This is a genomic window from Escherichia sp. WS338, assembly GCF_046486405.1.
GTDB lineage: Bacteria > Pseudomonadota > Gammaproteobacteria > Enterobacterales > Enterobacteriaceae > Escherichia > Escherichia coli.
The window spans coordinates 105,351-126,983 of sequence record NZ_JBJQLL010000010.1 but is presented as its reverse complement, the minus strand read 5'-3'; the positions used below and the strand labels follow the sequence as shown (position 1 = coordinate 126,983).

Genomic DNA, 21,633 nt, shown 5'->3' with positions numbered 1-21,633 from the left:
TCTTTGCACCATAAAGGGATATTATGTTTAGACGAAATCTTATTACCTCTGCCATCTTATTAATGGCACCGTTAGCCTTTTCCGCACAATCATTGGCTGAATCATTAACAGTGGAACAACGCCTTGAGCTATTAGAAAAGGCGTTAAGAGAAACGCAAAGCGAACTGAAAAAATATAAAGATGAAGAGAAGAAAAAGTATACGCCAGCGACGGTGAATCGTAGCGTAAGTACGAATGATCAAGGATATGCCACCAATCCGTTCCCGACCAGTAGTGCCGCAAAACCTGATGCCGTACTGGTCAAAAATGAAGAGAAAAATGCCAGTGAGACGGGCTCGATTTATTCTTCCATGACACTGAAAGATTTCAGTAAATTTGTGAAAGATGAAATTGGCTTTAGTTACAACGGCTATTATCGTTCTGGTTGGGGTACAGCCTCTCATGGTTCACCTAAATCATGGGCGATTGGTTCTCTTGGCCGCTTTGGTAACGAATACTCCGGTTGGTTTGATTTGCAGTTAAAACAACGAGTCTACAACGAAAACGGCAAACGGGTTGATGCCGTTGTGATGATGGATGGTAACGTTGGTCAGCAGTATTCTACCGGCTGGTTTGGCGATAACGCCGGTGGTGAGAACTTTATGCAGTTCTCTGATATGTACGTTACCACCAAAGGTTTCCTGCCCTTTGCGCCAGAGGCTGATTTCTGGGTGGGTAAACACGGTGCGCCGAAAATTGAAATCCAGATGCTTGACTGGAAAACGCAGCGTACCGATGCTGCCGCAGGTGTAGGTCTGGAAAACTGGAAAGTCGGTCCGGGTAAAATTGATATCGCGCTGGTTCGTGAAGATGTCGATGATTACGATCGCAGCCTGCAAAACAAACAGCAGATTAATACCAATACCATTGATTTACGCTATAAAGATATCCCGTTATGGGATAAAGCCACCTTAATGGTGAGCGGTTGTTATGTCTCAGCAAATGAAAGCGCATCGGAAAAAGATAATCAGGATAATAACGGGTATTATGACTGGAAAGATACCTGGATGTTTGGTACATCTTTAACGCAGAAATTTGATAAGGGTGGCTTCAACGAATTCTCCTTCCTGGTTGCGAATAACTCTATCGCCAGTAACTTTGGTCGTTATGCTGGTGCAAGTCCATTTACTACCTTTAATGGTCGTTATTATGGTGATCACACAGGCGGAACTGCAGTTCGTCTGACTTCGCAGGGCGAAGCTTATATCGGCGATCATTTCATTGTGGCTAACGCGATTGTTTACTCCTTCGGTAACGATATTTATAGCTACGAAACAGGCGCACATTCTGATTTCGAATCTATTCGTGCGGTTGTTCGCCCGGCCTATATTTGGGACCAATATAACCAGACAGGTGTTGAACTGGGCTATTTCACCCAGCAAAACAAAGATGCGAATAGCAATAAATATAATGAGTCTGGTTATAAAACCACGCTCTTCCATACCTTTAAAGTCAATACCAGTATGTTGACCTCGCGCCCGGAAATTCGTTTCTACGCTACATATATCAAAGCTCTGGAAAACGAACTGGATGGCTTCACCTTTGAAGACAATAAAGACGACCAGTTTGCTGTCGGTGCCCAGGCTGAAATCTGGTGGTAATGGAACTTAATAAAAGGAATATTACGATGAATATAAAAATTGCTGCTTTAACGCTGGCTATTGCCAGCGGTATTTCTGCTCAATGGGCCATAGCAGCGGATATGCCAGCCAGCCCGGCACCCACTATTCCGGTGAAACAGTATGTGACTCAGGTCAATACCGATAACAGCGTGACCTTTCGCTACTTTGCCCCTGGGGCAAAAAATGTCTCTGTAGTGGTGGGTGTTCCGGTTCCGGACAATATTCACCCGATGACCAAAGACGAAGCAGGAGTCTGGTCGTGGCGCACGCCTGCTCTGAAAGGCAACCTGTACGAGTATTTTTTCAATGTTGATGGTGTACGCAGCATTGATACAGGTACAGCAATGACTAAGCCTCAGCGCCAGGTTAACTCCAGTATGATTCTGGTACCGGGCAGTTATCTGGATACACGTTCTGTTGTGCATGGTGATTTGATCGCCATAACTTACCACTCCAACGCATTGCAATCCGAACGTCAGATGTATGTCTGGACCCCGCCAGGATACACCGGCATAGGCGAGCCTTTGCCAGTGCTCTATTTCTATCACGGCTTTGGTGATACCGGACGTTCCGCTATTGATCAGGGGCGTATCCCGCAAATCATGGATAACCTGCTGGCTGAAGGGAAAATTAAACCGATGCTGGTGGTGATCCCGGATACCGAAACCGATGCGAAGGGCATTATTCCCGAAGATTTCGTTCCTCAGGAGAGACGTAAAGTCTTTTATCCGTTAAATGCTAAAGCGGCAGATCGCGAATTGATGAACGATATTATCCCGCTGATTAGCAAGCGTTTTAATGTCCGTAAAGATGCCGATGGTCGCGCACTGGCAGGGCTTTCACAAGGTGGGTATCAGGCACTGGTATCGGGAATGAATCATCTGGAAAGCTTTGGCTGGCTGGCCACATTCAGTGGTGTTACCACGACGACCGTACCAGATGAAGGGGTCGCTGCCCGGCTGAACGAGCCGGCAGCTATTAACCAGCAACTACGTAATTTTACTGTGGTCGTGGGCGATAAAGATGTCGTAACCGGCAAGGATATCGCCGGGCTGAAAACTGAGCTTGAGCAGAAAAAAATTAAGTTTGATTACCAGGAATATCCCGGTCTGAACCATGAAATGGATGTCTGGCGACCAGCCTATGCAGCCTTTGTACAGAAATTATTTAAATAAAATAAGGCATTAAGATGAAATTGATCATTACCGAAGATTACCAGGAAATGAGCCGTGTCGCGGCACATCATCTGCTTGGTTATATGTCGAAGATGCGCCGTGTTAACCTGGCAATTACCGCCGGGAGCACGCCCAAAGGCATGTACGAATACCTCACCACTCTGGTAAAAGGTAAGCCCTGGTACGATAACTGCTATTTCTACAATTTCGATGAAATTCCATTTCGCGGCAAAGAGGGAGAAGGCGTAACGATTACCAATCTGCGTAATCTGTTTTTCACCCCTGCGGGGATCAAAGAAGAGAGTATCCAGAAGCTCACTATTGATAACTACCGCGAGCATGATCAGAAACTGGCGCGTGAAGGCGGCCTGGATTTGGTGGTGTTGGGATTAGGTGCAGATGGTCATTTTTGTGGCAATCTGCCAAATACGACCCATTTCCATGAGCAAACCGTGGAGTTCCCGATCCAGGGAGAGATGGTTGATATTGTGGCGCATGGCGAGTTGGGCGGCGACTTTTCATTAGTGCCTGACAGCTACGTGACGATGGGGCCGAAAAGCATCATGGCGGCGAAAAACTTGCTGATAATTGTCAGTGGCGCAGGTAAAGCGCAGGCACTGAAAAATGTTCTGCAAGGTCCGGTTACCGAAGATGTTCCAGCTTCCGTATTGCAGTTGCACCCTTCGCTGATAGTCATCGCTGATAAAGCCGCTGCCGCAGAATTAGCGCTCGGTTAAGCTTAAAAATAAGGCCGGATGTGTGAATTACGCTCCGGCCTGTTCTCCAACATTTAATGACAAATAGATAAAGCATTCCGCTTAGCTTAAAGAGTCTGTTTCAGGACATGAAATATCCAATCCGGGTAGATGTGTAATGATTCTGCTCATCACTACGCCTGCCAGCAATGCTGGGATGATGCGGACAACGAGATTTTCACCAGAAAGAATGTTTTCAAACAACGCTGAGGAAGCCATGTCCTTAATATGTACGATAACAGCGCAATAGATCTCGGTGATAACGACTCCACCTATGCCGCCAACCAGACAACGATAACGTTTCTGTGACCCGATCTTTTCCGGCAGACAGGCGACCATTACGCCAGTTAACATTGCAGGAATAGCTCCCGTAGTTATCGACATTAAGAGAAACAATGGAAGTACCTGTATTATTACCAAAAGAATCAGCGGTTCTTTTGCGAAGAATATGTAGAGGACAAGAAACAGAACACCAATTAACGGCCCTAAAACCGCAAAATACAGTCCGTGATGAATTACCCGACGTGAAACAGACATATCAAACTCCCTTTACTTACCTTTGCGTGCCAATTTAAGTGGAGTAAGTGAAGGGAGTGTGAATAACTATGCCGTAATATCCCAACCACGCGCCTTCCACAGTTCCGGTAATTGCGAAAGATGGGTAAAGGTGGTGACTTTCGGGTGAACGATCTGTTTATTGTGCGGGTCAGCGCAGAAGTAAAACACTTCCATTCCGGCATCTATCCCTGATTGCGCACCTGCGCTGGAGTCATCGACCAGAATGCAGTTTTCAACGTTCACATTCATCGCTTTTGCCGCATGGAACATTAATGCCGGATCGGGCTTCCAACGCTGGATATCATAGCCGCTGAACAGTTTTTCCGGGAAGTAGTGCAGCATGTTGAGCTTACCAAGCGAATGCTGCATTTTGCTGACCGGACCGTTAGAGACGACGCACATCGGCACGTTAATGCTCGCCAGCAATTCGTTCGCTCCTGCGATGTCCGCAAGTTCGGTATCAAACAGACGTGCTACTTCTGCGCGGTAAACGTGCTCGGCATCGGCCTGGACCATCGTCACGCCCTGTTCTTTACTGATGATATCGATGATTTCGTAGAGTTTTACGCCTTTAAAACGGGTAAAAATCTCTTCCAGGTCAACGTGAATGCCAAATTCCCTGAACATCGTGACATAGGCGCGAGAGCAAATGACCTCGCTATCGACCAGCGTACCGTCGCAGTCGAAAAATACCGCTTCTATCTGGGACATGTCTTTCCTTTATCGTTAGTTTAACGTTTTCGTCATGCCAATTCGCATCACGCAATCGTTGCCGTATAAGCAAATACAATGAAAAAAAGTTATCTTCAGCCGTCCATATTGTCTCATTTTGGTATACGATAGCGACGGATTTTCCCTCCTTGTTCGGAAATAGATAATGAGTCAACAACACACAACCCAGGCTTCTGGCCAGGGGATGCTGGAACGCGTGTTTAAACTGCGCGAACATGGCACGACGGCACGGACCGAAGTGATCGCCGGTTTTACCACCTTCCTGACGATGGTTTACATCGTTTTTGTTAACCCGCAAATTCTTGGCGTTGCTGGCATGGATACCAGCGCCGTCTTCGTTACTACCTGTCTGATTGCTGCATTCGGCAGTATTATGATGGGACTGTTTGCTAACCTGCCAGTTGCACTGGCACCCGCTATGGGCCTGAATGCGTTCTTCGCTTTTGTGGTTGTGCAGGCGATGGGCTTGCCGTGGCAGGTCGGGATGGGCGCAATCTTCTGGGGCGCGATTGGTCTGCTGTTACTGACGATTTTCCGCGTTCGCTACTGGATGATAGCCAACATTCCGGTGAGTCTGCGTGTGGGCATTACCAGCGGTATCGGCCTGTTTATTGGCATGATGGGACTGAAGAATGCAGGTGTGATTGTCGCTAACCCGGAAACGCTGGTGAGCATCGGTAATCTGACTTCTCACAGCGTACTGCTGGGGATCCTCGGCTTCTTCATCATTGCTATTCTGGCCTCACGCAACATTCACGCGGCGGTGCTGGTTTCCATCGTGGTGACGACGCTGCTGGGCTGGATGCTGGGTGATGTCCACTACAATGGCATCGTTTCTGCGCCGCCGAGCGTAATGAGTGTCGTGGGTCATGTAGATTTAGCCGGGTCGTTTAACCTCGGGCTGGCAGGGGTGATTTTCTCTTTCATGCTGGTCAACCTGTTTGACTCCTCCGGTACACTGATTGGCGTGACCGATAAAGCAGGACTGGCGGATGAAAAAGGTAAATTCCCGCGCATGAAGCAGGCACTGTATGTCGACAGCATCTCTTCCGTGACCGGTTCGTTTATCGGGACTTCTTCTGTTACGGCGTATATCGAGTCTTCTTCCGGCGTTTCCGTTGGGGGGCGTACCGGCCTGACGGCAGTGGTTGTCGGTCTGCTGTTCCTGCTGGTTATCTTCCTGTCGCCGCTGGCGGGGATGGTGCCGGGATATGCCGCAGCTGGCGCGCTGATCTATGTGGGCGTACTGATGACCTCAAGTCTTGCTCGCGTGAACTGGCAGGATCTTACTGAATCTGTTCCGGCGTTTATTACCGCTGTGATGATGCCGTTCAGCTTTTCGATTACCGAAGGTATTGCGCTGGGCTTTATCTCCTACTGCGTGATGAAGATTGGTACCGGACGTCTGCGTGACATTAGCCCGTGCGTAATCATCGTTGCGCTGCTGTTTATCCTGAAGATTGTGTTTATCGACGCTCACTAAAATCGATAGCGCGTTAAAAACCCGCCATGCATGATTGCTGGCGGGTTTTTTATTTAGATCTTAACTCGCTGAATAAACTCACCAAATGCGGTCAATTGCCCGGTCAGGTGGTCCAGCGTACCCTGATCAATCACTTCCCCGGTTTGCGGATCAACTTTGTTCTGAATCACGCCGCCCATAAATTCCGGCTTGTTCATCACCATTGCATCGAGGAAAACCAGAATCTGGCGCAGGTGATACTGACAGCGCGCGCCGCCAATCACGCCCATTGAGCTGGTCTGAATCAATACCGGTTTACCTGCCAGCGGTTGATCCGGCAGGCGGGAAAGCCAGTCGATGGCATTTTTCAGCCCACCCGGTACCGAGTAGTTATATTCCGGCGTGACGATCACCACACCGTCAGCCTGACGGATCTGTTCCGCCAGAGCTTCAACCGTTGCTGGAAAACCGTCTTCCTGCTGTACGTCAGCGTCATACAGGGGAATGTCGGCAATGGAAGGTAACGCATTGATTTCCATGCTCGCCGGAGCAATTTTCGGCAGGGTACGTGCAACCATGCCATTAAATGAGCCTTTGCGCAGGCTCCCCAGTAACGTAACCACCTGCAATTTTTCAGACATGATGACTCCTGTGGTTGTCTATCAATTTGGCGAAAAAGCCTTCACGGTAGAGAGCTGGGCAAAACGCATCATCCGGCTGGTAGGATTGTTGGCGCGGCTGTGAATATCGGGCAGGCTTTTCCAGCCATGTTTGCCATCTAACTCCCAGACACTGAGCTTTTCAATCGTGGGCGTGACCGCCACGGACCACACCAGCACGTCCTCCGCGTCGCATAACGCTTCTACATGATTTACATGAGCACATTTCAGGCGTCCGGCAATGGGCAGTAGTTGCAGATCGCGCGGATCGTCATTCAAAACATCACCGGTTAGTTTTAGCACGCTTCGGCGCAGCGTGATGAGCTGCGCCCGCGCTTCGTTAGGATCGTTTTGTTTACTGATCCATAGCGATTCATTGCTGGAAAAGGTGTGGTTATCGGGCGCGTGTGGGCTATGAAACCCGCGTGTCGCACGCTGTAGTTCCATATCGAGGCCACATTCACCTTCGGTTGTTAACGCCACGCCGACCATATTCCCGGCATAGGAAATAGAAAACGAAGGCAAATTTTTATCGCTGAAAACCGGTTTTCCTTTCGGCAGGGTGACGATTTCCGGCAATTCGCCAATGCCATACAGCATGAACATCAGTTCTGCGAGTAAACCTCTGGACGCCAGAAAACGGCTTTGACGATGAGGGGGAATGTTTCGGGCTTCTTGATGACACTGGGAGGGGAGACGAACAGAAATCAGATGTCCTTCCGTTAAAATCCCTCGGGCAAAGTGAGTCGCCATTTTTCGCTCCATGCTTAATGGTCCATTATGAATACAAGAGTAATCATTTACTGGAATGATGGACAGACTAAAGCGGCTAAAAGTTCGATTCAGACAAGCTTATTACAACTTTTTTACATTTTATTGTGAAATTGGGTCGCGTTTCATACGATTCGGTTATGCCATCGACGCGTAAAGATTTTTAATGGTTTCCCGTAACCAGACGATCTTCGGATTACGGCTGTTCCGTTTATGCCACAGAAGGGTAAAAGGGACTTCCAGCTTTTTTTGCTGGCTTTCATCAAACGGGAGAGGAAGAGCAACCAACGGCAGTTGGTGGAGTTGATTGTAGTACTGGCAGTAGCGCGGCGCGGTCGCCAGTAGCAGATTGTCGGGCTGTGCTGCCATAAACAGTGACTGCTCGAATTCCGGCAGGCTCATAGCAATCGTGCGTTCGCGCCCCAGCTCCTGTAACACATTGTCCAGCGCCCAGGTATCGCTCTGTTCCCAGCAAATGCTGATATGCGGATAACGTAAAAAGGTGTCCAGATTCCATGCTTCATGCAGTGCCGGATGATCTTTGCGTAACCAGACGCAGGGCACATCACTAAACAGCACTTCATAATCAATGGCTAACGGTAGCGAGCTTAACAGCTCCCGCGAACGGGGATGACTTTCGCGACCGGAAAAACCAATATCCACTTCACCACGAGTAATGGCATCTAAGGAATCGTAATCCCAGTTACGTAATTTGATGGTCGCCTGCGGGTAACGTTGGTAGATCCGTTTCGACAGCGCATTAAGCATGATCATCATTAGCGGTGATTCTGCTGCCAGTTCAAACTTCAGGCCGCGCGGTGTCTGGTGGTGCGGTTTATCCAGCAGCAGGTTGCTCATTTGCATCCACTCCGCCAGATTTTGCTCCATGCTGACCATTAGCGGTGTGGGCGACAGCCCCAGCGGTGAGTTCACAAAGAGCGGGTCGTCAAACCACGCTCTTAACTTTGCCAGCGACTTACTCACCGCCGAAGGGGTCACGTTCATCCGCTTCGCCGCTTTGGTCACGCTGCGCTCCTGCATCAGCAGTTGCAGACAGAGCAGCAGATTGAGATCAAGCGTGGTGATGGATTTCTTCATGAGCGGCAATCGGGCGTCCAGGCGCGACGAACATAATCAGCAACAGGCTCACTATGCTACAGGCAATCAGAATCCCGATCAGCATATTCCATGCGCCGATACCAACCACCGCCGCCAGCCAAATCCACAGTGACGAACCGCAAACTTGCGCAATACCTAAGGTCGAGCTGGCTACGCCCGCGCGTAATGAAAACGGCCCTAACGCCTGACTCATCGCTACGCCAAAACCTACCGAGAAACCGGCGCAAATCAGCGTGATACCAAACAGCGAAACCGCATGGGAAGGTGAAACGGCAAGGGTGATCCCCGTCGCCAGGAATAACACCTGCGAGGTGATCATCAACGTACGTGGCTTAAAAATTCCCAGCGCAAATGGTGTGGAAAATGAAACGGTCATGCTGACGCCAGCGGTCAACGCCATAATGGTGGCGTATTCTCCGCGCTCAAAACCCATGATTTCCATCAGCAATACTGGCGACGTGTTGACGAAGGTGAGGATCACCGAAACGCTGAGGGTGGTGATAACAACACGGCTGAGGAAAAACCGGTTAAGCAGTGACTCGCTATTTTCTCGTGGTTTGTCCGAAGTTGTGGGGGCCGCAGGGCGCGTTTCTTTTAAAATAAACAAAGACAACATCAGTACTGCGATGCCCATTATTGCCATTGTCCAGAACAGACTCTGCCATGGGAATTTAAGCATAATCAGGTGTCCGAGCACCGGCGCTAACACCGGAATGATGCAGGTAATGCCGTTGAGTAACGACAGCACTTTAGCCCGACGTCGATCATCCAGTGTGTCGCGTAAAATGGCGAACGCAACCACGTAACAACAGCCCGCGCCCAGCCCCTGTAGAAAGCGCCCTGCAAGAAATAACGTGCTGGTTTCAGCCAGTGAACAGAACACCGAGGCGATAATAAATAGCGCCGCGCCGGGTATGGCGACAGGCTTTCTCCCTGAACGATCGGCCACTTTACCGGCAAATAACATCGCAGCTGCCATGCCCGCCAGATAAACGGAGAACGCAATATGCAACTGCGCTTCGCTGGCATTGAGATCGGCGGCGATGCGCGGTAAACCAACGAGGTACATATCAATCCCGGCGGGATAAAGTAAAACCAGGGCAAAACTACAAATCAAAAAGCGGGACATGGGCTAAAGCGTCCTGATAGTAAGGTGACGCAAAGCATACGTGGTGAAGGAGGATCAGGCGAGTTGCCATTTGGACATAAGTGATTTCCTGAGAGGCAAGAAGCCAGCGAATGGCTGGCTTCTATACTCGTCATACTTCAAGTTGCATGTGCTGCGTCTGCGTTCGTTCACCCCAGTCACTTACTTTAGTAAGCTCCTGGGGATTCACTCACTTGTCGCCTTCCTGCAACTCGAATTATTTAGAGTATAAGTGGCTGTTTAGCCAAATTTAGGTAACACGTTAAAGACGTTACCGAACCAGCATAAAATTACGGTTATACCAAAGAGAATGACAATCGCCGGAATAAGATTGCCGCCCCAGACCGTGAACATCTGATTGGGAAACTTCTTGCGAGCTTTGATTGCCAGCACCGCGGGGATAATGACCGCCCAGATGGTGGCACACAGTCCGGCACCGCCGATCCCGTAAATGAAGCCGTTCGGGAAGATCAGATACAACAACGCAGGTGGCAGGAAGGTTAACAGCACGGTTTTGAAACGCCCGGCGTGGGAGTTATCAATCTTAAACAGATCCGCCAGATAATCGAACAATCCCAGCGTGACACCAAAGAACGAACTGGCAACAGCTAAGTTGGAGAACACCAGCAGGCAAAACTCGATAATGCCATGCTGTTTGGTGCCGAGGAACGATTTCACCAGCGAATCAACGTTGCCGCCTGAGGAGATTATCGCCTTAAAGCTTTCTCGCGGGATATTCCCCATCGTGCAATAGAGCCAGAAGAGATAAATCACCAGCGCCAGCAGCGAACCGAAGACCACGCTTTTGATTAGCTTATCTTTGCGTTTGCCATAGCAAATAATCAGGCTGGGAATATTGCCGTGGAAACCAAATGACGCCAGACACACCGGCAAAGCCATAAAGATATACGGGAAATAAGATGTTCCCGCCGTGGTGCTGGTGGCATCGCGCAGAATGGAGTAATCGACCTGGAAGAAGAAAGAACCAAAAACAATTACAAAGGAGATAATCTTCAGCCCAAGGAACAATGAGGTAATACGACTGGCGGCTAACGAACTTATCCACAATACGCTGGCAACGAAAATGGCAGTGCAGATCCCGACAATACGTGGATTAGCATGATAACCCAAATTCATTGATATCGTTTCACTAATGATCGCACCATTAGCAGAGATATAGGCATAAGTGAGGATGTAGAGAACGAAGGCAACGGTAATACCGCTGATAATGTTCCAGGTGTTACCGATTAAATCTTTGGTGATGGTGTTAAAACTGGATCCGACGGGATAATTTAAGTTTGCTTCTAATAATAATAGCCCTGAATGTAACATTGAAAACCAGGCGATAATAAGAATAAAAGCGCCCCAAAAAAACCAGGCTCCGGCAAGGTCAACAGGTAAAGCAAACATCCCACCGCCAATTACTGTACCGGCTATAACCATAACACCCCAAAATGCAGAGTGTTTTTTTTCTGATTGATCAGTCATGATGCCACCTTTAGAGGAAGGCTATTTTTGTTATTGAGGATGTAGGGTAATAGAGTGGCTAACATCCTTATAGCCACTCTGAGTGTTTTAATTAAACTTCTTTCAGTTTTGCGGTGAAGTGACGCAATACTTTCGGTTCGTAGGTAAAGGTTAACCCTTTAATATTCGCCGCGTTCTCTTTCACATGTTTAAAGGCTTCAATAATGAAGTCCATATGTGTTTGAGTATATGTTGCGCGCGGAATGGTTAAACGCAGCAGTTCAGCCGGGCATGGCAGTTGTTTACCGGTTTTCGGATCGCGGCCTAACAGGAAAGAGCCAATTTCTACCGCACGGATACCGGCGACTTTATACAGCTCGCAGGCCAGCGCCTGTGCCGGGAACTGATCTGCCGGGATATGCGGCAACAGTTTACCTGCATCAACGAATGCCGCGTGACCGCCCGCCTGCTGACAGACAACGCCAATCTCTTCCAGACCATCGACCAGATACTGCACCTGCGCGATACGATAAGCCAGCCAGTCCAGATTCATGCCGTCATACAGACCTACCGCCAGACGCTCCATAGCGCCGCCTTCCAGGCCGCCATATGTCGGGAAGCCTTCCTGCACCACGCAAAGGGTTCTGCATTCGGTATACACATCAAAGAAGCTGTCGTCTTTCATGCACAGCAGGCCGCCCATCGGCACCATCGCATCTTTCTTGGCGGACATCGCCAGCATATCGGCATATTTGTAGGTTTCGCGGGTGATCTGCTCGATGGTCCAGTCTTTGTATTCTGCTTCACGCTGCTTGATGAAATAGGCGTTTTCGGCAAAGCGTGCGGAGTCCATGACCACCGGAATATCGTATTTCTTCGCGATGCTGTACATCGCTTTTAAGTTTGCCAGTGAAACCGGCTGACCACCTGCGGAGTTACTGGTGATGGTTGCAACGATATACGGCACGTTATTCGGGCCAACTTCTTCAATACCGCGTTCTAATCCCTCAAGGTCAAAGTTGCCTTTAAAGTCGTAACGCACGCCAGTATCGAAGGCTTCTTTGATATAGACGTTACGCACGGTACAGCCGTTAATCTGGCTATGGCCCTGAGTGGTATCAAAGAAATAGTTAGAGAACGCCACCATTTTGCTGCGATCCAGGCCTTTTTCCTGCTCGCGTTTTTTAATCAGTACCGGAATATAGATTTGCTCTGCACCACGGCCCTGGTGAGTCGGAATAGTGTATTGATAACCAAAGATATTTTTCACTGACTCGGCTAACGCGTAGTAGCTGCGGCTGCCGCTGTAGGCTTCGTCGCCACGCATCATCGCGGCCTGCATACTCTGCGTCACCGCCCCGGTGCCGCTGTCGGTCAGTAAATCGATAAACACATCTTCGCTATCCAGCAGGAACGGGTTCATACCGGATTTAATAATTGCCTCTTCACGATAAGCGCGAGTGGTACGTTTTACTGGCTCAATAACACGAATGCGGAACGGTTCAGGGAGATGTTTAAAGTTTTCCATTACATAATCCTTCATTTATTTTAATTACAGTGATCCCTGTGAATATTACATTTACAATATCTATTAATTCGCCAGATATATATGCAAGCACCATCATTTACTAAAACAAGTAAATAAACGAGAGATGGCCTTTGTAAAAGGCAAAATTAAGATATAGCAAACAAATAGATCACATTGAATCTAATCGGTTTGGCTCTGGTGATGGCTACAGAAGGGCAAATCAAGGGCGGTGATCGACAATCTTGTTGTCAATATTAAACCATTTTGAGGTCACACATATATGTAAGATATTCATAATGCACTTATCCTCGAAAGACACGAGGCTACAGTATAATACTCAAGGAATTTGTCTATTCTGAAATTGTTTAAATGTGAATCGAATCACAATCGTTCGGGACGCAATATTAAATATCTTTTTTAAAGATTATAAATTACGTAAGAATTTTAATGTTTAAAAAAGGGTTGAGGAATAACAGGAGTGCTAACAATGAAGCGAAGCCGCATCTGACAGTCAGAATGCGGCTTCGCAAGCGCGGTTACTTACCAATACAGAAGCTGGAGAAAATTCGCCCCAGCAGGTCGTCAGAAGTAAATTCCCCGGTGATCTCGCTTAAGTTCTGCTGCGCCAGACGCAGTTCTTCCGCCAGCAGCTCGCCTGCCCAGGCTCCTAACAGTTGCGCTTTACCCTGTTGCAGGTGCTCTGCCGCCTGTTCCAGTGCCTGTAGGTGACGACGACGCGCCAGGAAGCCGCCTTCCATATTGGTGTCAAAGCCCATGCTCTGTTTGAGATGGTTACGCAGCACATCCACGCCTTCGCCAGTCCGCGCCGAAAGACGAATTAACGCGTGACCGTTCACTTCGCTCATCCCCAACGTTTCGCCGGTGATATCGGCTTTATTGCGCACCACGGTGATCGGCAGTTTCGCTGGCAGACGGGCGATAAATTCCGGCCAGATCTCTGCCGGATCAACGGCGTCTGTCGTGGTGCCATCGACCATAAACAGCACGCGGTCTGCCTGTTCAATTTCCTGCCATGCGCGCTCGATACCAATACGTTCAACTTCGTCACTGGCTTCACGTAGCCCGGCGGTGTCGATGATATGCAGCGGCATTCCGTCAATGTGGATATGCTCACGCAACACGTCACGCGTAGTTCCGGCGATATCGGTTACGATTGCTGCTTCACGGCCAGCCAGCGCGTTTAACAGGCTCGATTTACCGGCGTTAGGACGTCCGGCAATCACCACTTTCATCCCTTCGCGCAACAAACTACCCTGACGTGCTTCAGCACGCACTGCATCGAGATCGGCAATCACGTCATTAAGCTGGGCTTCAATTTTGCCGTCGGAGAGGAAATCGATCTCTTCATCGGGGAAATCAATTGCCGCTTCAACGTAAATGCGCAAGTGGGTGAGGGCTTCTACCAGATGATTAACCCGTGCGGAGAATGCGCCTTGCAGCGAGTTAAGTGCCGAACGGGCCGCCTGTTCCGAACTGGCGTCGATAAGATCCGCAATCGCCTCGGCCTGGGCTAAGTCGAGTTTATCGTTAAGAAACGCGCGTTCGGAAAACTCACCAGGGCGAGCAATCCGCAGGCCGGGAATGGTCAGAATGCGTTTTAACAGCAGGTCGAGGATCACCGGACCGCCATGACCTTGCAGTTCCAGCACATCTTCGCCGGTGAACGAGTTCGGGCCAGGGAACCATAGCGCAATCCCCTGATCGAGCACGCTGCCGTCGGCGTCTTTAAACGGAAGATAATCGGCGTAGCGCGGCTTAGGCAGTTTACCCAGCACGGTTTCGGCAACTTCACGGGCTTTGAAGCCGGAGATGCGCAGGATGCCAACGCCGCCACGTCCCGGAGGCGTGGCCTGGGCTACGATAGTGTCATTATCGCTCATGATGTTCCTGTTGCTTTGTGTGGCGGATGTGCGGTGCTTATCCGCCCTACGAAAAGAAAAAAGGCGGTCAACTGACCGCCCTTATTTTAGCGAAAACTCACCGAATCAGGATTTTTTCTTCTCGCGGCTATGCAGGCCACGTTTTTCCAGACCACGGTAAATCAGCTGCTGCTGAATAATGGTTACCAGGTTGCTGACGATATAGTACAGCACCAGACCTGACGGGAACCACAGGAAGAACACAGTGAAGATGACCGGCATAAAGGTCATGATCTTCTGCTGCATCGGGTCGGTCACAGTGGTCGGCGACATCTTCTGAATGAAGAACATCGTTACGCCCATCAGGATCGGCAGGATGTAGTACGGGTCCTGTGCAGACAGGTCGTGGATCCACAGTGCAAACGGTGCCTGACGCAGTTCAACGGAACCCATCAGCATGTAGTACAACGCCAGGAAGATTGGCATCTGGATCAGCAGTGGGAAGCAGCCGCCCAGCGGGTTAACCTTCTCAGCTTTGTACAGCGCCATCATTTCCTGGCTGATACGCTGTTTGTCATCGCCCAGACGCTCACGCATTGCCTGAATCTTCGGCTGCAGCATACGCATCTTCGCCATGGAGGTGTACTGCGCTTTGGTCAGCGGGTACATGATGCCACGAACGATAAAGGTGATGATGATAATGGAGAAGCCCCAGTTACCCACAAAGCTATGGATCCATTTCAGCAGTTTGAACAGCGGCTGAGAGATGAACCACAACCAACCGTAATCAACGGTCAGATCCAGGTGCGGAGCAACAGCTGCCATTTTGTCCTGAATTTCCGGGCCAACCCACAGGGTGCTGTTCATCGCGCCAGTCTGACCAGGCTGAACCAGTACCGGCTGAGATTTATAGCCGATAGCGGCGATGCCGTTACCCAGATTAGCGGTATAGAAGTTGTTGGTACCGTCGTTATGCGGGATCCACGCCGTCGCGAAATACTGTTGCAGCATTGCCACCCAACCACCTTTCGAAGAGATGTTCAGGTTTTCGTTATCGGCAATGGTATCGAACTTGTATTTCTCGTACTTCTCGTCAGGCGTGGAGTACGCCGCGCCGCGGAAGGTGTGCAGTGCGAAGTTGCTGCTTCCGGTATCGAGATGCGGTGGCAGAGTGATGGATTGCTTCAACTGACCAAAGGTGGAGATTTCCAGCGGTTTCTCGCCAGCGTTCTGCACGTTGTAGTTGACGTTGACAGCGTAATCACCACGTTTCAGGACAAACGTTTTGGTAAACGTGTTACCTGCCGCGTCGGTATACGTCATCGGCACCTGCAGTTCGTTTTGACCTTCAGCCAGCACATAAGCGTCTTTTTCAACGTTATACAGCGGACGCGGGCCGTTAGCCGGGTTATCCGGGCCATCACGACCGGTCAGACCGCTCTGTGCCTGATAAATAAACTGCGGTGAAGTTTCCAGCAGCTGGAACGGCTGGGTAGAGTTCAGCTCTTTCGGGTAAGCAGGCAGCAGAGCTTGCTCAACATCACCACCACGGGTGTTGATGGTCAGATCAAGCACGTCGGTCTTAACCGAGATCAGTTTCCCCTGGCCACTGGCCGGTACGCCCTGGTCGGCGGCGCTACCCGCTGCGGTGGTCGTTGTCTGCGTGGTCTGTTGGGCCTGAGGTTGCGGGTTTTTATCCTGCTCCCAGGCTTGCCAGATCATGAAAGACACGAACAGCAAAGCGATGACTAAAAGATTGCGTTGCGAATCCATCGTTAGTGTTCTCTGGTATCAAATGGTCCGGGCGGGACGGGATCGTCACCACCAGGGTGTAAAGGGTGGCATTTTAATACGCGTTTCACCGTCAACCAACTGCCTTTTATCACTCCAAACCTGCGCAATGCCTCAATTCCGTAGCTTGAACAGGTTGGAGTGAAACGACAATGCGGCCCGAGTAGCGGACTAATCAGGCGTTGATAGACCCGAATGAGGGCTATCAGGACCCGCGAGCCAGGCGACAGTGGCGGCGCCATAATTTTTCCAACGCTTCCGAGAGAGCACGGTTATCGAGGTCGGCAACCCCTTTTTTCGCCACCACCACGAAATCCATAGCCGGGAGTTCATGTTGGCGCAGACGGAAGCTTTCACGCGTCAGACGTTTAATCCGATTGCGTTCATGGGCGCGTCGAACGTTTTTCTTGGCGACTGTAAGACCGATACGGGGATGCCCCAGCGAATTCAGGCGGCCGAGAATGGTAATTTGCGGCGTGCCAGCCCGTTGTGGCTGCTGGAAGACGAATGTGAATTGACTGGGAGTTAACAAGCGTAACTCCCTAGGAAATGCGAGCTTAACCACTCAGGGGTTAGCTTTATTACTTAGAAACGGTCAGACGAGCGCGGCCTTTAGCACGACGACGTGCCAGAACCTGACGACCATTTTTAGTAGCCATACGAGCACGGAAGCCGTGAGAACGGTTGCGCTTCAGTACAGACGGTTGAAAAGTGCGTTTCATGGCGATTTCTACCTAAACTTGAATAAATTCAATGGCTTTATTGGATATCCGCCGAAAAATGAAACGATGGACACCGAAGCCATGGGTGATTAAAGAGGCCGGATTGTAATAATTGTACACTCCGGAGTCAATTCTCTTTCCTTATTTACCGCGCTTTTCCGCACCTTTTCGCAGGGAAAACGTACGGCCTCACACCAGTGAAAACCAGCATGGCGCGCCGGGTGGAGGATTATACGGGCTGACGGGTAAAGCGCAAGGATCGTCCTGGATCTTTATTAGATCGATTAAGCCAATTTTTGTCTATGGTCATTAAATTTTCCAATATGCGGCGTAAATCGTGCCCGCCCTGCGGCAGGATCGTTTACACTTAGCGAGTTCTGGAAAGTCCTGTGGATAAATCGGGAAAATCTGTGAGAAACAGAAGATCTCTTGCGCAGTTTAGGCTATGATCCGCGGTCCCGATCGTTTTGCAGGATCTTGATCGGGCATATAACCGCAGACAGCGGTTCGTGCGTCACCCTCATGCAGGGTCTTTTCGACGTACGTCAACAATCATGAATGTTTCAGCCTTAGTCATTATCGACTTTTGTTCGAGTGGAGTCCGCCGTGTCACTTTCGCTTTGGCAGCAGTGTCTTGCCCGATTGCAGGATGAGTTACCAGCCACAGAATTCAGTATGTGGATACGCCCATTGCAGGCGGAACTGAGCGATAACACGCTGGCCCTGTACGCGCCAAACCGTTTTGTCCTCGATTGGGTACGGGACAAGTACCTTAATAATATCAATGGACTGCTAACCAGTTTCTGCGGAGCGGATGCCCCACAGCTGCGTTTTGAAGTCGGCACCAAACCGGTGACGCAAACGCCACAAGCGGCAGTGACGAGCAACGTCGCGGCCCCTGCACAGGTGGCGCAAACGCAGCCGCAACGTGCTGCGCCTTCTACGCGCTCAGGTTGGGATAACGTCCCGGCCCCGGCAGAACCGACCTATCGTTCTAACGTAAACGTCAAACACACGTTTGATAACTTCGTTGAAGGTAAATCTAACCAACTGGCGCGCGCGGCGGCTCGCCAGGTGGCAGATAACCCTGGCGGTGCCTATAACCCGTTGTTCCTTTATGGCGGCACGGGTCTGGGTAAAACTCACCTGCTGCATGCGGTGGGTAACGGCATTATGGCGCGCAAGCCGAATGCCAAAGTGGTTTATATGCACTCCGAGCGCTTTGTTCAGGACATGGTTAAAGCCCTGCAAAACAACGCGATCGAAGAGTTTAAACGCTACTACCGTTCCGTAGATGCACTGCTGATCGACGATATTCAGTTTTTTGCTAATAAAGAACGATCTCAGGAAGAGTTTTTCCACACCTTCAACGCCCTGTTGGAAGGTAACCAGCAGATCATTCTCACCTCGGATCGCTATCCGAAAGAGATCAATGGCGTTGAGGATCGTCTGAAATCCCGCTTCGGTTGGGGACTGACTGTGGCGATCGAACCGCCAGAGTTAGAAACCCGCGTGGCGATCCTGATGAAAAAGGCCGACGAAAACGACATTCGTTTGCCGGGCGAAGTGGCGTTCTTTATCGCCAAGCGTCTACGATCTAACGTACGTGAGCTGGAAGGCGCGCTGAACCGCGTTATTGCTAACGCCAACTTTACCGGACGGGCGATCACCATCGACTTCGTGCGTGAGGCGCTGCGCGACTTGCTGGCATTGCAGGAAAAACTGGTCACCATCGACAATATTCAGAAGACGGTGGCGGAGTACTACAAGATCAAAGTCGCGGATCTCCTTTCCAAGCGTCGATCCCGCTCGGTGGCACGTCCGCGCCAGATGGCGATGGCGCTGGCGAAAGAGCTGACTAACCACAGTCTGCCGGAGATTGGCGATGCGTTTGGTGGTCGTGACCACACGACGGTGCTTCATGCCTGCCGGAAGATCGAGCAGTTGCGTGAAGAGAGCCACGATATCAAAGAAGATTTCTCTAATTTAATCAGAACATTGTCATCGTAAACCTATGAAATTTACCGTAGAACGTGAGCATTTATTAAAACCGCTACAACAGGTGAGCGGTCCGTTAGGTGGTCGTCCTACGCTACCGATTCTCGGTAATCTGCTGTTACAGGTTGCTGACGGTACGTTGTCGCTGACCGGTACTGATCTCGAGATGGAAATGGTGGCACGCGTTGCGCTGGTTCAGCCGCACGAACCAGGGGCGACGACCGTTCCGGCGCGCAAATTCTTTGATATCTGCCGTGGTCTGCCTGAAGGCGCGGAAATTGCCGTGCAGCTGGAAGGTGAGCGGATGCTGGTGCGCTCCGGGCGTAGCCGTTTTTCGCTGTCTACCCTGCCAGCGGCAGATTTCCCGAACCTCGATGACTGGCAGAGCGAAGTCGAATTTACCCTGCCGCAGGCGACGATGAAGCGTCTGATTGAAGCGACCCAGTTTTCTATGGCACATCAGGACGTTCGCTATTACTTAAACGGTATGCTGTTTGAAACCGAAGGTGAAGAACTGCGCACCGTGGCGACCGACGGCCACCGTCTGGCGGTCTGTTCAATGCCAATTGGTCAATCTTTGCCAAGCCATTCGGTGATCGTGCCGCGTAAAGGCGTGATTGAACTGATGCGTATGCTCGACGGCGGCGACAATCCGCTGCGCGTGCAGATTGGCAGCAACAACATTCGCGCCCACGTTGGCGACTTTATCTTCACCTCGAAACTGGTGGATGGTCGCTTCCCGGATTACCGTCGCGTTCTGCCGAAGAACCCGGACAAGCATCTGGAAGCTGGCTGTGATCTGCTCAAGCAGGCGTTTGCCCGTGCGGCAATTCTCTCTAACGAGAAATTCCGCGGCGTGCGTCTGTATGTCAGCGAAAACCAGCTGAAAATCACCGCCAACAACCCAGAACAGGAAGAAGCGGAAGAGATCCTCGACGTTACCTATAGCGGTGCGGAGATGGAAATCGGCTTCAACGTCAGCTATGTGCTGGATGTTCTGAACGCACTGAAATGCGAAAACGTCCGCATGATGCTGACCGATTCGGTTTCCAGCGTGCAGATTGAAGATGCGGCCAGCCAGAGCGCGGCTTATGTTGTCATGCCAATGAGACTGTAATGTCCCTCACCCGCTTGTTGATCCGCGATTTCCGCAACATTGAAACCGCGGATCTCGCCTTATCTCCCGGCTTTAACTTTCTGGTAGGTGCCAACGGCAGTGGCAAAACCAGCGTGCTGGAAGCCATCTATACGCTCGGCCACGGTCGGGCGTTTCGCAGTTTGCAGATTGGTCGCGTCATTCGCCACGAGCAGGAGGCGTTTGTTCTACACGGGCGATTACAGGGCGAAGAGCGCGAGACGGCGATTGGCTTAACCAAAGACAAACAGGGCGACAGCAAAGTCCGCATCGACGGTACAGACGGGCATAAGGTCGCGGAACTGGCGCACCTGATGCCAATGCAGTTGATAACGCCAGAAGGGTTTACTTTACTCAACGGCGGCCCCAAATACAGAAGAGCATTCCTCGACTGGGGATGCTTTCACAACGAACCCGGATTTTTCACCGCCTGGAGCAATCTCAAGCGTTTGCTCAAGCAGCGCAATGCGGCGCTGCGCCAGGTGACACGTTACGAACAGCTGCGCCCGTGGGATAAAGAACTGATCCCGCTGGCAGAGCAAATCAGCACCTGGCGCGCGGAGTATAGCGCCGGTATCGCGGCCGATATGGCCGATACCTGTAAGCAATTTCTCCCTGAGTTTTCTCTGACTTTCTCTTTCCAGCGCGGCTGGGAGAAAGAGACAGAATATGCTGAGGTGCTGGAACGTAATTTTGAACGCGATCGCCAGCTAACCTACACCGCGCATGGCCCGCATAAAGCGGACTTACGCATTCGCGCCGACGGTGCGCCGGTGGAAGATACCTTATCGCGTGGGCAGCTTAAGCTGTTGATGTGCGCCTTACGTCTGGCGCAAGGAGAGTTCCTCACCCGTGAAAGCGGGCGGCGGTGTCTCTACCTGATAGATGATTTTGCCTCTGAGCTTGATGATGAGCGTCGCGGGCTGCTTGCCAGCCGCTTAAAAGCGACGCAATCACAGGTCTTTGTCAGCGCGATCAGTGCTGAACACGTTATAGACATGTCGGACGAAAATTCGAAGATGTTTACCGTGGAAAAGGGTAAAATAACGGATTAACCCAAGTATAAATGAGCG

At 50.6% G+C, this 21,633-nt stretch carries 22 protein-coding genes; 7 read left to right on the top strand and 15 right to left on the bottom strand.

All coding sequences use genetic code 11. From position 1 onward, the window contains the following. Positions 1-23 precede the first annotated feature (23 nt). From bglH to ACJHWT_RS11750, 3 genes are read left to right on the top strand one after another with little or no spacing between them, the layout of a single operon-like run. Positions 24-1,640: a carbohydrate-specific porin BglH gene (bglH, locus tag ACJHWT_RS11760; protein WP_000489882.1), complete on the top strand. Its 1,617-nt coding sequence runs from the start codon at positions 24-26 to the stop codon at positions 1,638-1,640. Positions 1,641-1,666: 26 nt separating this feature from the next. Beyond that, positions 1,667-2,836 carry an alpha/beta hydrolase gene (locus tag ACJHWT_RS11755; protein ID WP_001318142.1) on the top strand — a complete coding sequence of 390 codons (1,170 nt, stop codon included), beginning with the start codon at positions 1,667-1,669 and terminating at the stop codon, positions 2,834-2,836. 14 nt (positions 2,837-2,850) lie between these two features. Beyond that, positions 2,851-3,573 carry a glucosamine-6-phosphate deaminase gene (locus ACJHWT_RS11750; protein ID WP_000766879.1) on the top strand — a complete coding sequence of 241 codons (723 nt, stop codon included), beginning with the start codon at positions 2,851-2,853 and terminating at the stop codon, positions 3,571-3,573. An 81-nt stretch (positions 3,574-3,654) separates the two neighbouring features. Here ACJHWT_RS11750 and ACJHWT_RS11745 read toward each other — a convergent pair whose 3' ends face one another. Both ACJHWT_RS11745 and yieH read right to left on the bottom strand, forming a co-directional pair. Continuing rightward, positions 3,655-4,128, bottom strand: coding sequence for a protein CbrB (locus ACJHWT_RS11745; protein WP_000116758.1), 474 nt, complete (start codon positions 4,126-4,128; stop codon positions 3,655-3,657). Between the two features lie 66 nt (positions 4,129-4,194). Then, positions 4,195-4,860 (bottom strand): 6-phosphogluconate phosphatase, encoded by a 666-nt coding sequence (gene yieH, locus ACJHWT_RS11740; protein WP_000078056.1) that lies wholly within the window; start codon positions 4,858-4,860, stop codon positions 4,195-4,197. Between the two features lie 166 nt (positions 4,861-5,026). Here yieH and adeP point away from each other — a divergent pair, with 166 nt between their 5' ends. Further along, positions 5,027-6,364 (top strand): adenine permease AdeP, encoded by a 1,338-nt coding sequence (gene adeP, locus ACJHWT_RS11735; RefSeq protein WP_001318140.1) that lies wholly within the window; start codon positions 5,027-5,029, stop codon positions 6,362-6,364. Between the two features lie 53 nt (positions 6,365-6,417). Here adeP and yieF read toward each other — a convergent pair whose 3' ends face one another. The 13 genes from yieF to ACJHWT_RS11670 all read right to left on the bottom strand — a co-directional run bounded on the left by yieF (position 6,418) and on the right by ACJHWT_RS11670 (position 17,737). Beyond that, complete coding sequence (gene yieF / locus ACJHWT_RS11730) at positions 6,418-6,984, bottom strand: class I chromate reductase YieF (protein WP_001291252.1); 567 nt, start codon at positions 6,982-6,984, stop codon at positions 6,418-6,420. 21 nt (positions 6,985-7,005) lie between these two features. After that, positions 7,006-7,755 carry a 4'-phosphopantetheinyl transferase family protein gene (locus ACJHWT_RS11725; protein WP_001296581.1) on the bottom strand — a complete coding sequence of 250 codons (750 nt, stop codon included), beginning with the start codon at positions 7,753-7,755 and terminating at the stop codon, positions 7,006-7,008. Between the two features lie 156 nt (positions 7,756-7,911). Then, positions 7,912-8,871: an HTH-type transcriptional regulator YidZ gene (yidZ, locus tag ACJHWT_RS11720; RefSeq protein ID WP_000748500.1), complete on the bottom strand. Its 960-nt coding sequence runs from the start codon at positions 8,869-8,871 to the stop codon at positions 7,912-7,914. Beyond that, positions 8,846-10,021, bottom strand: a complete 1,176-nt coding sequence (mdtL, locus tag ACJHWT_RS11715) for a multidrug efflux MFS transporter MdtL (protein ID WP_000085998.1) — start codon at positions 10,019-10,021, stop codon at positions 8,846-8,848. Before mdtL ends, yidZ begins: the two co-directional genes overlap by 26 nt. Positions 10,022-10,279: 258 nt before the next feature. Beyond that, the gene (gene tnaB / locus ACJHWT_RS11710; RefSeq protein ID WP_000132070.1) at positions 10,280-11,527 is read right to left on the bottom strand and encodes a low affinity tryptophan permease TnaB; all 1,248 of its coding nucleotides are present in this window, start codon (positions 11,525-11,527) and stop codon (positions 10,280-10,282) included. Positions 11,528-11,618: 91 nt separating this feature from the next. Further along, complete coding sequence (gene tnaA / locus ACJHWT_RS11705; protein WP_001295247.1) at positions 11,619-13,034, bottom strand: tryptophanase; 1,416 nt, start codon at positions 13,032-13,034, stop codon at positions 11,619-11,621. A 220-nt stretch (positions 13,035-13,254) separates the two neighbouring features. Beyond that, positions 13,255-13,329: a tryptophanase leader peptide gene (tnaC, locus tag ACJHWT_RS11700; RefSeq protein WP_001364348.1), complete on the bottom strand. Its 75-nt coding sequence runs from the start codon at positions 13,327-13,329 to the stop codon at positions 13,255-13,257. 241 nt (positions 13,330-13,570) lie between these two features. Then, on the bottom strand, positions 13,571-14,935 hold the full coding sequence (gene mnmE / locus ACJHWT_RS11695) for a tRNA uridine-5-carboxymethylaminomethyl(34) synthesis GTPase MnmE (protein ID WP_001282346.1): 1,365 nt from the start codon (positions 14,933-14,935) through the stop codon (positions 13,571-13,573). 105 nt (positions 14,936-15,040) lie between these two features. Further along, positions 15,041-16,687 (bottom strand): membrane protein insertase YidC, encoded by a 1,647-nt coding sequence (gene yidC / locus ACJHWT_RS11690; RefSeq protein WP_000378258.1) that lies wholly within the window; start codon positions 16,685-16,687, stop codon positions 15,041-15,043. Positions 16,688-16,689: 2 nt separating this feature from the next. Further along, positions 16,690-16,947: a membrane protein insertion efficiency factor YidD gene (yidD, locus tag ACJHWT_RS11685; protein WP_001307474.1), complete on the bottom strand. Its 258-nt coding sequence runs from the start codon at positions 16,945-16,947 to the stop codon at positions 16,690-16,692. After that, complete coding sequence (gene rnpA / locus ACJHWT_RS11680) at positions 16,911-17,270, bottom strand: ribonuclease P protein component (protein WP_000239730.1); 360 nt, start codon at positions 17,268-17,270, stop codon at positions 16,911-16,913. The genes yidD and rnpA overlap by 37 nt, the downstream gene beginning before the upstream one ends. Positions 17,271-17,286: 16 nt before the next feature. Then, on the bottom strand, positions 17,287-17,427 hold the full coding sequence (gene rpmH, locus ACJHWT_RS11675) for a 50S ribosomal protein L34 (RefSeq protein WP_000831330.1): 141 nt from the start codon (positions 17,425-17,427) through the stop codon (positions 17,287-17,289). Positions 17,428-17,656: 229 nt separating this feature from the next. Further along, positions 17,657-17,737, bottom strand: coding sequence for a hypothetical protein (locus ACJHWT_RS11670; RefSeq protein ID WP_122134670.1), 81 nt, complete (start codon positions 17,735-17,737; stop codon positions 17,657-17,659). A 296-nt stretch (positions 17,738-18,033) separates the two neighbouring features. Between ACJHWT_RS11670 and dnaA the strand changes: the two genes are divergently transcribed. The 3 genes from dnaA to recF are packed head-to-tail and all read left to right on the top strand — an operon-like array spanning position 18,034 to position 21,615. Next, positions 18,034-19,437: a chromosomal replication initiator protein DnaA gene (gene dnaA, locus ACJHWT_RS11665; protein WP_000059111.1), complete on the top strand. Its 1,404-nt coding sequence runs from the start codon at positions 18,034-18,036 to the stop codon at positions 19,435-19,437. A 4-nt stretch (positions 19,438-19,441) separates the two neighbouring features. Beyond that, the gene (gene dnaN, locus ACJHWT_RS11660) at positions 19,442-20,542 is read left to right on the top strand and encodes a DNA polymerase III subunit beta (RefSeq protein WP_000673464.1); all 1,101 of its coding nucleotides are present in this window, start codon (positions 19,442-19,444) and stop codon (positions 20,540-20,542) included. Then, entirely contained in the window at positions 20,542-21,615 is a 1,074-nt protein-coding gene (gene recF, locus ACJHWT_RS11655) for a DNA replication/repair protein RecF (RefSeq protein WP_000060112.1), read from the top strand. Before dnaN ends, recF begins: the two co-directional genes overlap by 1 nt. The last annotated feature ends 18 nt before the right edge of the window (positions 21,616-21,633 follow it).

Excerpts from the sequence above, each read along its gene's own strand:
- yidZ (WP_000748500.1), bottom strand. The coding sequence starts at position 8,871 with ATGAAGAAATCCATCACCACGCTTGATCTCAATCTGCTGCTCTGTCTG.
- ACJHWT_RS11725 (WP_001296581.1), bottom strand. The coding sequence starts at position 7,755 with ATGGCGACTCACTTTGCCCGAGGGATTTTAACGGAAGGACATCTGATT.
- bglH (WP_000489882.1), top strand. The coding sequence starts at position 24 with ATGTTTAGACGAAATCTTATTACCTCTGCCATCTTATTAATGGCACCG.
- mnmE (WP_001282346.1), bottom strand. The coding sequence starts at position 14,935 with ATGAGCGATAATGACACTATCGTAGCCCAGGCCACGCCTCCGGGACGT.
- dnaN (WP_000673464.1), top strand. The coding sequence starts at position 19,442 with ATGAAATTTACCGTAGAACGTGAGCATTTATTAAAACCGCTACAACAG.
- yieH (WP_000078056.1), bottom strand. The coding sequence starts at position 4,860 with ATGTCCCAGATAGAAGCGGTATTTTTCGACTGCGACGGTACGCTGGTC.
- ACJHWT_RS11670 (WP_122134670.1), bottom strand. The coding sequence starts at position 17,737 with ATGACCATAGACAAAAATTGGCTTAATCGATCTAATAAAGATCCAGGA.
- adeP (WP_001318140.1), top strand. The coding sequence starts at position 5,027 with ATGAGTCAACAACACACAACCCAGGCTTCTGGCCAGGGGATGCTGGAA.
- yieF (WP_001291252.1), bottom strand. The coding sequence starts at position 6,984 with ATGTCTGAAAAATTGCAGGTGGTTACGTTACTGGGGAGCCTGCGCAAA.
- ACJHWT_RS11755 (WP_001318142.1), top strand. The coding sequence starts at position 1,667 with ATGAATATAAAAATTGCTGCTTTAACGCTGGCTATTGCCAGCGGTATT.
- tnaA (WP_001295247.1), bottom strand. The coding sequence starts at position 13,034 with ATGGAAAACTTTAAACATCTCCCTGAACCGTTCCGCATTCGTGTTATT.
- yidD (WP_001307474.1), bottom strand. The coding sequence starts at position 16,947 with ATGGCGCCGCCACTGTCGCCTGGCTCGCGGGTCCTGATAGCCCTCATT.
- mdtL (WP_000085998.1), bottom strand. The coding sequence starts at position 10,021 with ATGTCCCGCTTTTTGATTTGTAGTTTTGCCCTGGTTTTACTTTATCCC.
- ACJHWT_RS11750 (WP_000766879.1), top strand. The coding sequence starts at position 2,851 with ATGAAATTGATCATTACCGAAGATTACCAGGAAATGAGCCGTGTCGCG.
- yidC (WP_000378258.1), bottom strand. The coding sequence starts at position 16,687 with ATGGATTCGCAACGCAATCTTTTAGTCATCGCTTTGCTGTTCGTGTCT.
- tnaB (WP_000132070.1), bottom strand. The coding sequence starts at position 11,527 with ATGACTGATCAATCAGAAAAAAAACACTCTGCATTTTGGGGTGTTATG.
- ACJHWT_RS11745 (WP_000116758.1), bottom strand. The coding sequence starts at position 4,128 with ATGTCTGTTTCACGTCGGGTAATTCATCACGGACTGTATTTTGCGGTT.
- recF (WP_000060112.1), top strand. The coding sequence starts at position 20,542 with ATGTCCCTCACCCGCTTGTTGATCCGCGATTTCCGCAACATTGAAACC.
- rpmH (WP_000831330.1), bottom strand. The coding sequence starts at position 17,427 with ATGAAACGCACTTTTCAACCGTCTGTACTGAAGCGCAACCGTTCTCAC.